We start from the raw sequence: 12,025 nt of genomic DNA, 5'->3' as shown, positions 1-12,025 counted from the left end.
CGAGGGTGCCTCTGCATCTTCCGATCCTTGATTCAAAACGGAATTCTAACCCATGATCGGCCCATGCGTGACACGCCGGACAGGCCGTGGGGCTATCGCCGCAACCCGCGCCAGGCCTGGTTCGGCACGATTTTACGCCGGGATTCGCCATCCGTCCGGTCGGTAACCGCGCGGTTAAACCGGTAAAAAGGGGCGCGCCACGCGGCAAACACGCCCGCCGCCCCGGTTCCGCGACGGTGCGCCCGGCATGCCGCTTGCGTGCGGGCGGACCCTTGGCGCTATCATTGATCCTTTACCGTCTGCTTCCGCACTGCACGCGAGCGCCCATGGCATCCCACGATTACCTGAAGAAAATCCTCACCGCGCGCGTCTACGACGTCGCCCTCGAGACGGAACTCGAACCCGCCCGCAACCTGTCGGCCCGGCTGCGCAACCCCGTCTACCTGAAGCGCGAGGACAACCAGCCGGTGTTCTCGTTCAAGCTGCGCGGCGCGTACAACAAGATGGCGCACATTCCGGCCGATGCGCTCGCGCGCGGCGTGATTACGGCGTCGGCAGGCAACCACGCGCAGGGCGTCGCGTTCTCGGCGGCCCGGATGGGCATCAAGGCCGTGATCGTCGTGCCCGTCACGACGCCGCAGGTGAAGGTCGATGCGGTGCGCGCGCACGGCGGCCCGAGCGTCGAGGTGATCCAGGCGGGCGAGTCGTACAGCGATGCATACGCGCATGCAGTCAAGGTGCAGGCGGAACGCGACCTCACGTTCGTACACCCGTTCGACGATCCGTACGTGATCGCCGGCCAGGGCACGATCGCGATGGAAATCCTGCGTCAGCACCAGGGCCCGATTCACGCGATCTTCGTGCCGATCGGCGGCGGCGGGCTCGCGGCCGGCGTGGCTGCCTATGTAAAAGCGGTGCGGCCGGAGATCAAGGTGTTCGGCGTGCAGGCCGAGGATTCGTGCGCGATGGCGCAGTCGCTGCAAAAAGGCGAGCGCGTCGAGCTGGCCGAGGTCGGCCTGTTCGCGGACGGCACCGCGGTGAAGCTCGTCGGCGAGGAAACCTTCCGGCTCTGCCGCGAATTCCTCGACGGCGTCGTGACCGTCGACACCGACGCGCTGTGCGCGGCGATCAAGGACGTGTTCCAGGACACGCGCAGCGTGCTCGAGCCGTCCGGCGCGCTCGCGGTCGCCGGCGCGAAACGCTATGCCGAACGCGAAGGGATCGAGAACCAGACGCTCGTCGCGGTCACGTCCGGCGCGAACATGAACTTCGACCGGATGCGCTTCGTTGCCGAGCGCGCGGAAGTCGGCGAGGCACGCGAGGCCGTGTTCGCGGTCACGATCCCCGAGGAACGCGGCAGCTTCAAGCGCTTCTGCTCGCTCGTCGGCGATCGCAACGTGACCGAGTTCAATTACCGGATCGCCGATGCGCAATCCGCGCACATCTTCGTCGGCGTGCAGATCAAGCGGCGCGGCGAATCGGCCGAGATCGCCGCGAACTTCGAGTCGCACGGCTTCCAGACCGTCGACCTGACGCACGACGAGCTGTCGAAGGAGCATATCCGCTACATGGTGGGCGGCCGCTCGCCGCTCGCGCTCGATGAACGCCTGTTCCGCTTCGAATTCCCGGAACGGCCGGGCGCGCTGATGAAGTTCCTGTCGTCGATGGCGCCGGACTGGAACATCAGCCTGTTCCACTACCGCAACCAGGGCGCGGACTACAGCTCGATCCTCGTCGGGCTGCAGGTGCCGCAGGCCGATCATGCCGAGTTCGAACGCTTCCTCGCCGCGCTCGGCTATCCGTATGTCGAAGAGAGCGCCAATCCGGCCTACCGCCTCTTCCTGTCGTAAAGGCGTCACGCAATGAATCCCGAACATTCCCCGCTCGGCAAGGCCACCGTCTACGCAGCCCGGTACGACGCGTCGCTGCTGTTTCCGATCCCGCGCGCCGGAGCGCGCGAGCAGCTCGGCATCACGTCGGCGCTGCCGTTCTTCGGCACCGACATCTGGAATGCGTACGAGCTGTCGTGGCTCAACGCGCGCGGCAAGCCGCAGCTCGCGGTCGCGACGTTCTTCGTGCCGGCCGAATCGCCGAACATCGTCGAATCGAAGTCGTTCAAGCTGTATCTCGGCGCGTTCGCGCAATCGAAGTTCGACTCGGTCGACGCGGTGCGCGACGTGTTGAAGCGCGACGTGTCGGCCGCGTGCGGCGCGAGCGTGTCGGTACAGCTCGTGTCGCCGCATGATTTCGGCAAGCTCGAGATGGAGGAGCTCGACGGGCTGTCGCTCGACCGGCTCGACCTCGACACCGACGTGTACGAACCCGATCCGTCGCTGCTGTCGGCCGCCCAGGACGAAGCGCCGGTCGAGGAGACGCTCGTGTCCGACCTGCTGCGCTCGAACTGCCCGGTCACCGGCCAGCCCGACTGGGGCAGCGTGCAGATCCACTACGTCGGCCCGCAGATCGACCATGCGGGCCTGCTGCGCTACATCATCTCGTTTCGCAATCACACGGGCTTTCATGAGCAGTGCGTCGAGCGCATCTTCCTCGACATCCTGCACGCATGCAAACCGGTGAAGCTCGCGGTGTACGCGCGCTATACGCGCCGCGGCGGGCTCGACATCAACCCGTTCCGCACGAACTACAACCAGCCGATGCCGGACAACGCGCGGACTGCGCGGCAGTGACACGCGCCGGCAGGCGATAGCGGCCAGCGGTCGCGGCCCACCCGAAACGAAACAGCCCCGCCGGCTCGCGCCGGCGGGGCTGTTTTTCCGTGCGCGGGAAGCGCGCGCGTTACTTCGCAGGCGCCTTGTAAGCGATGCAGTCGACCTCGACCTTGCAGTCGATGACCATGCTCGACTGCACGCACGCGCGGGCCGGCGGATGCTCGCCGAAGTACGACACGAACACCTTGTTGAACGACGCGAAATCGCGTGCGTCGTCGAGCCACACGCCGCAGCGCACGACGTGCTCGAGACCGTAGCCGGCTTCCTTCAGGATCGCGATCACGTTCTCGATTGTCTGCTTCGACTGCGTGACGATCCCGCCTTCGACGACCTCGCCGTTCACCATCGGCGTCTGGCCCGACACGTACAGCCAGCCGTCGGCCTCGACCGCGCGTGCAAACGGCATCACCTGGCCGCCGGTACCCTTCGCCTCGCCTACGCCATATCGCTTCATCGTTTCACTCCTGGTTTGTCGACCGGCATCGGCGCGCAAGCGTCAGCGCCCGCACCAGTCCCATGCAACGCACGGTTGCGGATGCGCGCGCCGACATGGCGCACGCGGCAAATCGGATCGGGACCGCGTTCAGAACGCGGCGTCGGCCCCCACCGGCACGCGCTCGCCGCGCGCGACGAAGCCGCCGGCGCGCGCGCCGGTCGGCTGGCCGTTCTCGTAGGTCAGCACGCCGTTCACCCATACCGCGTCGATCCCGTGCGCGGGCTGCTGCGGCTGCTCGAACGTCGCGGCATCGAGCACGCGCGCCGGATCGAACAGCACGAGATCCGCGTGGTAGCCGACGTGCACTTCGCCGCGCCGCGCGATCCCGTAGCGGCGCGCGGACAGCGACGTCATCTTGCGGATCGCCTCCTCGAGCGGCAGCAGGTTCGTGTCGCGCACGTAATGGCCGAGCACGCGCGGGAACGCGCCCCACAGCCGCGGGTGCGGCAGCGGATCGTTCGGCAGGCCGTCGGAGCCGACCATCGTCGCCGGGTGCGACAGGATCCGGCGCACGTCGTCCTCGGACATGTTGTGGTACACGGCGCCGGCCGGGCGGATGCGCTGCGCGGCTTCCTGCTCGGTCACGCCCCACTCCGCCGCGATCGCCTTCAGCAGCTTGCCCGCCACTTCCGGATGCGGCTCCGACCATGTGATCGTGATGTCGATGTCGCCCGTCACCTGCTTCAGGTCGAGCGTCGACGAGCTGCGGCTGTACGGATAGCAGTCGCAGCCGACCGGCTGGTAGCGGCGCGCGCCTTCGAGCGATGCGAGCACCTCGGTGCTGCGCCCCCAGTTCGACGGGCCCGCGCATTTCAGGTGCGAGATCACGACCGGCACCTGCGCGTGACGGCCGACGCGGTAGGCCTCGTCCATCGCGTCGAGGATCGCGTCGAACTCCGTGCGCATGTGGGTCGTGTACAGCGCGCCCGCATTCGCGAGCGGCTCGGCAAGCGCCATCACCTCCTCGGCCGGCGCCGCGAATGCAGAGCCGTACGCAAGGCCCGACGACAGCCCGAGCGCGCCGTTCGCGAGCGCCTCCTCGAGCTGGGTGCGCATCCCGGCGATTTCGCCGTCGGTCGCCGCGCGGTCGAGGCGGTCCATCTGGTTGTTGCGCAGCGCGGTGTGCCCGACGAGCGCCGCGACGTTCACGGCCGGGCGCGCATCGTTCACGGCCGCGACATAGGCGGCGAAGGTCGGGTAGCGGAACGCGTCGCGATCGCCGAGCAGGTTCATCGGGTCGGGCGGATCGCCCGCGAGCGTCACCGGCGACGCGCTGATCCCGCAGTTGCCGACGATCACGGTCGTCACGCCCTGCGAGATCTTCGGCAGCATCTCCGGCGCGCAGATCACGTGCGTGTCGTCGTGCGTGTGGACGTCGACGAAGCCCGGCGCGAGCGCGCGGCCGTTCGCATCGACGACCGTCTCGGCGAGCCAGTTCGACAGGTTGCCGATCGCCGCGATCACGCCGTTGCGGATCGCGACGTCGCGCGTGACGGGCGGTGCGCCGGTGCCGTCGTACAGCTGCGCGCCGACGATCAGCGTATCGGCGGCTTCGGGATGCGAATGCATGGTCAGTCTCCTACCGGTTGACGGTCTCCGCCGCCGCGGTGCGCGTCGAGCGCATGCTTGATGCGGCGCAGCGATTCCCGGCCCGCATCGCCGAGCCGCAGCGCGACTCCGGTGACGAGCACGTCGATCGCCATCATCATCGCGTAGCGCGATGTCGAAGGCTTGTAAATGAAGTCGGTTTCGAACGCGACGACCGGGATCAGGTGGTCGGCGAGCTTCGCGAGCGGCGAAGCCGGCGCGGTGATCGCGATCAGCTTCGCGCCGTAGCGCTTCGCGAGGCGGCAGCTCTCGAGCAGCTCGGGCACGCGCCCGCTCACCGACAGCGCGACGACCACCGCGTCGCGCGACAGCGTCGCCGACACCATCCGCTGCAGCAGGCTGTCCTGGTAGCTCGCGACCGGCCGGCCGAAGCGCACGAGCCGGAAGCGCAATTCGTCGGCGAGCGCGGTCGAGCCGCCGCCCTGCCCGTACACGTAGATCATCTTCGCGCCGGCGAGCAGGTCGGCCGCCGCGTCGAACGACGTGTTGCGCAGCAGCTGGTGGTTGTGCGCGAGCGCCACGCGGATCTCGTCATAGACGACCGATGCCGGGCTCGCGTCTTCTTCGGAATGCTCGCCGGACGGCACGAGAAAGCGCTGGCCGACGGCCGCCGCCTGCGCGACGAGCACCTTCAGTTCGCGCACGTCGCGGCAGCCGACGGCCTTCGCGAAACGCGTGACCGTCGCGACGCTGACCTCCGCGTCGCGCGCGAGCGCACCGATGCTCGCATGGGCGGCGCGCGCGAGATCGGCGAGGATGAATGCCGCGACCTTGCGTTCGGCCTCGCGCAGCTCGGGCGCGCATTCGGCGATCCGCGCGACGATGTCGAGGACCGGCTGGGCGACCGGAGCCGGTTGCGCGGCGGCGAACGGAGCGGACGGGGTGGCGGGCGAATTCATCTGCTGAAAGGGGTGTGGCACCTTATGATACTAAATAACATCACCGCGCCGATGCTACTTTCTGTACCATCTGCATGTCAACTTCAGTGCAATGCATAGTGATGATGGAGCGGGATGACATGAAAGTTACAAACTATCAGGAACCGACAATCAATCCGTTGGGCAAGGGCCTCGGCAACCTGCCGAGCGCGAGCGTGCCGCTCGACGACGCAGGCCGCCTCGAGTGGAGCCTGCTCGCGGAAGACGTCAGCCTGCCGGCCGCCGTGCTGTACGCGGATCGCATCGAACACAATCTGAACTGGATGCAGGCGTTCGTCCAGCAGTACGGCGCCCAGTTCGCGCCGCACGGCAAGACGACGATGGCGCCGCAACTGTTCCGCCGCCAGCTCGCGGCCGGCGCATGGGGCATCACGCTGGCGACCGCGCACCAGACGCAAGCGGCCTATCACGGCGGCGTGCGGCGCGTGCTGCTCGCGAACCAGCTGGTCGGCCGCCAGAACATGACGATCATCGCGGAGCTGCTGTCCGACCCTGACTTCGAATTCTTCTGCCTGGTCGATTCGGCCGACAGCGTCGACCAGCTCGGCCGCTTCTTCGGCGACGCGAAAAAGACGCTGAACGTGCTGATCGAGCTCGGCGTGCCGGGCGGCCGCGCGGGCGTGCGCGACGCCGCGCAGCGCAAGGCCGTGCTCGACGCGATCGCGCGCTACCCGGACACGCTGAAGCTGGCCGGCATCGAACTCTACGAAGGCGTGCTGAAGGAGGAAGGCGAGATTCGCGCGTTCCTGCAGGACGCGGTCGCGCTCACGCGCGAGCTGGCCGAGGCCGGCCGTTTCGCGCGCACGCCGGCGATCCTGTCGGGTGCCGGCTCGGCATGGTACGACGTGGTCGCGGAGGAATTCGCGAAGGCGTCCGACGCCGGCTTCGCGGAAGTCGTGCTGCGTCCGGGCTGCTACCTGACGCACGACGTCGGCATCTACAAGAAGGCGCAGACCGACGTGTTCGCGCGCAACCCGATCGCCCGCAGGATGGGCGAAGGGCTGCTGCCGGCGCTGCAGCTGTGGGCGTACGTGCAGTCGGTGCCGGAACCCGATCGCGCGATCATCGCGCTCGGCAAGCGCGACGCGGCGTTCGACGCGGGCATGCCCGAGCCGGCGCGCCACTTCCGCCCGGGCCGCGACAGCGCGCCGCGCGACGTCGCCGCGAGCGAGGGCTGGGCCGTCACCGGGATGATGGATCAGCACGCGTACCTGCAGATCCCGCCGGGCGCGGACGTGAAGGTCGGCGACATGGTCGCGTTCGACATCTCGCACCCGTGCCTGACGTTCGACAAGTGGCGCCAGCTGCTCGTCCTCGATCCGCAGTTCCGCGTGACGGAAGTCGTCGAAACGTTCTTCTGACGCCCCGCGCGCACCGCCCCGCCGCCGCGCGGGGCGGCCGTCACGCGCGCTTCAATCTGCCGGAGTACACTGCGCTTTCGTCCTCGGGGCCGTTTCGCCGCCGTAGCGCCCGTCTGCTGCTCACGGCGCGAACGGACCCTCAACGCTGTTCAATGGAGAAAGCCATGGCCGCGAAGAAGATCCTGTTCCTGACCGGTGATTTCGCCGAAGACTACGAAACGATGGTGCCGTTCCAGGCGCTGCAGGCCGTCGGCCATCGCGTCGATGCAGTCTGCCCGGGCAAGCGCGCGGGCGACAAGGTCAAGACCGCGATCCACGATTTCGAGGGCGACCAGACCTACACCGAAAAACCCGGCCACCAGTTCACGCTCAATGCGACGTTCGACGACGTCGATGCGTCGGGCTACGACGCGCTCGCGATCGCGGGCGGCCGCGCACCCGAATACCTGCGTCTCGATGCGAAGGTGATCGCGCTGGTGCGCGCGTTCGCGGAAGCCGGCAAGCCGATCGCAGCGATCTGCCATGCGGCGCAGCTGCTCGCGGCCGCCGACGTGATCCGCGGCAAACGCATCTCCGCCTACCCGGCCTGCGCGCCCGAAGTGAAGCTCGCGGGCGGCGAGTACGCGGACATCCCGGTCGATGCGGCCGTGACCGACGCGCCGTTCGTCACCGCGCCCGCATGGCCCGCGCATCCGGCGTGGCTCGCCCAGTTCCTCGCGCTGCTGGGCACGCGCATCGAGCTGTGAACGAAGTCGAATGAGATGAAATGAAACGCCGGCCGGCGGCGGGTTCGTGCGACCCGTGTGCCGCGCCGGTCACGAACGGCCGGCGGGAGCGCGCCGGCGCGCTGCTTCCCGCCCTTCAGCGCGATGCCGGCGTCGAGCCGACCTCCGCGATCCGCGACTCCAGCATCGCGAGCGCGCCCGACAGCGCGGTCAGCACGTCGTCCGGCAGTTGCGCCATCGTCTGTTCGAGAAACGCCTTGCGGCGCGGCAGGCACGCGTCGAACGCGGCGCGCCCATCGGCGGTCAGCGTGACGTTGGTCACGCGGTTGTCGCGGGCATCGGACGCGCGCTCGATCCAGCCGAGCGCGTCGAGCGATTTCAGCTGGCGCGTGAGCGCGCCCGGATCGATGCGCAGCACCTCGACGAGCTTCTTCTGCGACGAATGCCCGCCCATCGTGTGCAGCGCGACCATGATCCGCCAGCGCGGCATCGGCTGCCCGACGTGCGTTTCGAAGGCGGTCATGAACGCGCGATACGTGCGTCCGAATTGCTGCAAGATCGCGACGCGGTCCTGTTCTTCCATGCGCTCGGTTCTGTTCGTTCAATCGGTGAATCGGTCAATCGGCCGCGACATGCGGCTCGATCTTGTGCCGCAGCGCGATCGGCGGCACGCGGCGGCACTGCCACACCGACACCACGGCGACGACGGCCGCCATCGCGACCCCCAGGTGAATCGCGCCGACCAGCGATTCGCGGGCCGCTTCGAGCAGCAGCGCGCCATTATGCCCGGCGCGGGTCAGCTCCGCGACGAGACCGCCCTGCGCGGCGCGGTCGATCAGGATCTGCGGATCGGCGAGCCGCGCGTGCCACTGCAGCGCGCGGTCGCCCGACAGCGCATCGCGCACGCCGCTCGAATACAGCTGGTTGACGAGCGTGCCCGTCAGCGCGGTGCCGATCATCCCGCCGACCATCCGCAGCGACTGCAGCAGCGCGGTCGCGATGCCAAGGTGTTCGCGGCCGGCCGTCTGCTGCGCGAACACGGTGAGGTTCGGCAGCACGAAACCGAGGCCGATGCCGCCCGCGGCCATCAGCGCCATCAGCACCCAGGTCGGCGTCGTGTGCGTCGACACGACGATGCCCGCGCACGCGATCGCGAACAGCACGAAACCGACGTGCAGCATCGCGTTCGGATTGCGAATGCGCGTGACGACGCGACCGTTCATGATGCTGCCGATCGTGATGAACACGACGAGCGGCGTGATCACGAGCCCCGCCTCCTTCGGCGACATCCCGAAGCCGCCCTGGAACAGCAGCGGCGCGTAGAACAGCAGCGAGAACATCGAGAAGCCGGCGAGGATCGCAAGCACGAACAGCGCCGACAGCGCGCGGTTGCCGAACATGTCGAACGGCAGAATCGGCTGCGCGCAGCGCTTTTCCCAATGCCACAAACCGACGCCGGCGCCGACCGCGACGACCAGCAGCAGCGACGCCCAGCTCACGACGCCGTACTTCGGCAGCCATTCGACGAACAGCTGCAGCGCGCCGAGCGACAGCGCGATCAGCAGCGCGCCCGGCCAGTCGAGCCGCATCTTGCGGTCGTGCTCGACATGCCGCAGGTGCGGCAGGTAGCGCCACACGAAGAACAGCGACAGCAGGCCGACCGGCAGGTTCACGTAGAACACCGAGCGCCAGCCGAACGACTGGGTCAGGATCCCGCCGAGCGACGGCCCGACCGCGTTCGCGATACCGAACGCGGAGCTCATCAGCACCTGCCAGCGCAGCCGCACGACGGAATCGGGGAACAGGTCGGGAATGCACGCGAACGCGGTGCCGACCAGCATCCCGCCGCCGATCCCCTGCAGGCCGCGCGCGAGCACCAGGAACAGCATGTCGTTCGCCATCCCGCACAGCACCGACGCGCCGGTGAACACGACGATCGATGCGATCACGAACGGCTTGCGCCCGTAATAATCGCCGAGGCGGCCGAAGATCGGCACGGTGATCACGGAACTGAGCAGGTACGAGGTCGCGACCCACGCGTACAGGTCGAAGCCTCGCAACTCGGCGACGATGGTCGGCAGCGCGGTGCCGACGACCGTCTGGTCGAGCGCGACGAGCATGGTGACGAACGAAATCCCGATCATCGCCAGCAGCGATTCGCGGAACGGCAGGACTTGCCCGCTCGAATGGTGGGCGGCAGTATGGACGGCCATTTTTTGTTGATGCAACTTTTGACGAGTCAAACAATCTCAAAATTCTAGCATGCCGGAGTAATCTAGGCTGGCGACGGCTTAACCTGCCCCGGCCGCCAAGGAGAACGATGGAACCGATTTCAATCACGCCTGCCGCGACGCTGTCGCAGGAGGACCAGGACGCGCTGCGGCGCGCGAAGCAGGTGCTGGAAAGCCCGTCGCTGACGATGAAGCTGACGGGCGTGCTGGGCGCGCCGGTCGAGAAGATGATCGCGCGGCTGCCGGACTTCGCGACCGGCAAGATCAACGACGCGACGCAGCTCGCGCTGCGCAAGTGCCTGAACATCGCGCTGCGCACGCTCGGCAGCCCTCAGACGCCCGACGCCGAGCCGGACAAGCCGAGCAACCTGCTGCACAAGCTCGCGGTCGCGACGACCGGCGCGGCGGGTGGCGCGTTCGGCTTCCTCGCGCTGCCGGTCGAGCTGCCGGTGACGACCACGCTGATCTTCCGCTCGGTCTGCGACATCGCGCGCAGCGAGGGCGAGGACCTGGGCTCGGTGGATACGCAGCTGCAGTGCCTGGCCGTGCTCGGCATGGGCGGCAACGCGGACAAGCGGGAAGAGGACGCCGATCTGGGCTATTTCGTGCTGCGCGGCGCGCTCGCGCAGGCGATTTCGAAGGCGTCGTCGGACATCACGACGAAAGGGATTGCCGCGCACAGCTCGGCGGCGGTGTTCAAGCTCGTGCAGACGGTGGCATCACGCTTCTCGGTGCAGGTCACCGAGCAGATGGCCGCGAAGTCGATCCCGGCGATCGGAGCCGTGCTCGGCGCGACCGTCAACACGCTGTTCATCGACCACTTCCAGCAGATGGCGCACGGCCACTTCACCGTGCGCCGGCTCGAGCGCAAGTACGGCCCGGTGGCCGTGCAGGCCGCGTATCAGGCGATCGACGGCTCGCCCGCGCGCTGAACCGCCCGCTCGACCGCGACGCTGCGCAGGAACGCGGCCGCCCGGTCGAGCGCGTCGCGCGACTCCGGCACCATCGGCGTGTAGAGCTGCCACACGTGCGGCATGCCGGGCCACACCTCGATCTGCACCGGCACGCCGGCCGCCTTCGCGCTGTCGGCGACGCGGCGCGAATCGTCGAGCAGCACCTCGGTACTGCCAGCCTGGATGAACAGCGGCGGCAGCCCGGTGAAATCCGCATAAAGCGGCGACGCGTACGGATGCGTCGCCGACGCCTCTCCCAGATACAGCTTCGCGGCCTTCGGCAGCGCCGCGGCCGCGAACATCGGATCGCGGCCGTCGTTGCTGCGCATCGTGCCGCCGGTGCCGGCCAGGTCGGTCCACGGCGAGAACAGGATCGCGCCGGCCGGCAACGGCTCGCCGCGGTCGCGCAGCGCGACGAGCGTCGCGAGCGCGAGGCCGCCGCCCGCCGAATCGCCGCCCAACACGATCGACTCGGGCGGCGTGCCGAGCGCCAGCAATTGCCGGTACGCGGCCAGCGCGTCGTCGAGCGCGGCCGGGAAGCGGTTTTCGGGCGCGAGCCGGTAGTCGAGCGAGAACGAGCGCACGCCCGCGCGCTTCGTGAGGCCGAACACGAGCGGCCGATGGGTTTTCGTCGAACAGAAGTAGTAGCCGCCGCCGTGGAAGTACAGCAGCGTGCGGCCGGGCCCGCGAGCGGCGACCGTGTCCGTGCGTTCGAGCCATTCGCCGCGCAGCGGCGCGTCGCCGGGACCGTAGCATTGGCGCAGCCGGTAGCCCGGCGGCGCGCGACGCGGCACGACCATTCTCAGGTCGGTGAAGCGCCGCGCGCGGGCAGGATCGAGCGCCGGGCGCGTGGTCTCGGGACGAAACTGCCAGCGCAGCAGCCAGCACGCGAACTTGCTTTGCCAACTCATCGAACCTACTCCGTCATCGCAGTGTGACGATGGTACGTGCGATCGTTGCCGCGCCGCTCGACGGGAGCCTCTA

The 12,025-nt window shown here is 68.5% G+C and carries 11 protein-coding genes; 5 read left to right on the top strand and 6 right to left on the bottom strand.

Annotated features, from left to right (window positions below; translation table 11 throughout):
• The first annotated feature begins 326 nt into the window (after positions 1-326).
• Together ilvA and queF are read left to right on the top strand one after the other, a co-directional pair.
• Positions 327-1,850 carry a threonine ammonia-lyase, biosynthetic gene (gene ilvA, locus DIE21_RS17905; RefSeq protein WP_124498960.1) on the top strand — a complete coding sequence of 508 codons (1,524 nt, stop codon included), beginning with the start codon at positions 327-329 and terminating at the stop codon, positions 1,848-1,850.
• Positions 1,851-1,862: 12 nt separating this feature from the next.
• Positions 1,863-2,687, top strand: a complete 825-nt coding sequence (gene queF / locus DIE21_RS17900) for an NADPH-dependent 7-cyano-7-deazaguanine reductase QueF (protein WP_124498959.1) — start codon at positions 1,863-1,865, stop codon at positions 2,685-2,687.
• 109 nt (positions 2,688-2,796) lie between these two features.
• On the opposite strand, the gene DIE21_RS17895 is transcribed toward queF, so the two are convergent.
• The 3 genes from DIE21_RS17895 to DIE21_RS17885 form a co-directional block, all read right to left on the bottom strand.
• Positions 2,797-3,183, bottom strand: coding sequence for a RidA family protein (locus DIE21_RS17895; protein WP_006751946.1), 387 nt, complete (start codon positions 3,181-3,183; stop codon positions 2,797-2,799).
• 129 nt (positions 3,184-3,312) lie between these two features.
• Positions 3,313-4,794, bottom strand: coding sequence for an amidohydrolase family protein (locus DIE21_RS17890; RefSeq protein WP_124498958.1), 1,482 nt, complete (start codon positions 4,792-4,794; stop codon positions 3,313-3,315).
• Positions 4,795-4,796: 2 nt separating this feature from the next.
• Positions 4,797-5,732 carry a MurR/RpiR family transcriptional regulator gene (locus DIE21_RS17885; RefSeq protein WP_124499038.1) on the bottom strand — a complete coding sequence of 312 codons (936 nt, stop codon included), beginning with the start codon at positions 5,730-5,732 and terminating at the stop codon, positions 4,797-4,799.
• A 119-nt stretch (positions 5,733-5,851) separates the two neighbouring features.
• Between DIE21_RS17885 and DIE21_RS17880 the strand changes: the two genes are divergently transcribed.
• Together DIE21_RS17880 and DIE21_RS17875 are read left to right on the top strand one after the other, a co-directional pair.
• A complete protein-coding gene (locus tag DIE21_RS17880) occupies positions 5,852-7,132 on the top strand; it encodes an amino acid deaminase (protein WP_124498957.1) in 1,281 nt (426 codons plus the stop codon).
• 164 nt (positions 7,133-7,296) lie between these two features.
• Positions 7,297-7,878, top strand: a complete 582-nt coding sequence (locus DIE21_RS17875) for a DJ-1/PfpI family protein (RefSeq protein WP_124498956.1) — start codon at positions 7,297-7,299, stop codon at positions 7,876-7,878.
• A gap of 115 nt (positions 7,879-7,993) precedes the next feature.
• On the opposite strand, the gene DIE21_RS17870 is transcribed toward DIE21_RS17875, so the two are convergent.
• Positions 7,994-8,440 (bottom strand): MarR family winged helix-turn-helix transcriptional regulator, encoded by a 447-nt coding sequence (locus DIE21_RS17870; RefSeq protein WP_124498955.1) that lies wholly within the window; start codon positions 8,438-8,440, stop codon positions 7,994-7,996.
• 34 nt (positions 8,441-8,474) lie between these two features.
• Positions 8,475-10,070 carry an MDR family MFS transporter gene (locus tag DIE21_RS17865; RefSeq protein ID WP_124498954.1) on the bottom strand — a complete coding sequence of 532 codons (1,596 nt, stop codon included), beginning with the start codon at positions 10,068-10,070 and terminating at the stop codon, positions 8,475-8,477.
• A gap of 107 nt (positions 10,071-10,177) precedes the next feature.
• On the opposite strand from DIE21_RS17865, the gene DIE21_RS17860 reads away from it, so the two are divergent.
• Entirely contained in the window at positions 10,178-11,020 is an 843-nt protein-coding gene (locus DIE21_RS17860; protein ID WP_124498953.1) for an EcsC family protein, read from the top strand.
• Here the strand turns inward: DIE21_RS17860 and DIE21_RS17855 are convergent.
• The gene (locus DIE21_RS17855) at positions 10,990-11,952 is read right to left on the bottom strand and encodes an alpha/beta hydrolase (protein WP_124498952.1); all 963 of its coding nucleotides are present in this window, start codon (positions 11,950-11,952) and stop codon (positions 10,990-10,992) included. The genes DIE21_RS17860 and DIE21_RS17855 overlap by 31 nt on opposite strands.
• Positions 11,953-12,025: the final 73 nt, after the last annotated feature.

The organism is Burkholderia sp. Bp9140, assembly GCF_003853425.1.
Taxonomy (GTDB): Bacteria; Pseudomonadota; Gammaproteobacteria; order Burkholderiales; family Burkholderiaceae; genus Burkholderia.
Note: the sequence above shows the minus strand (reverse complement) of the source record. Positions and strands in the feature narration are given on the sequence as shown.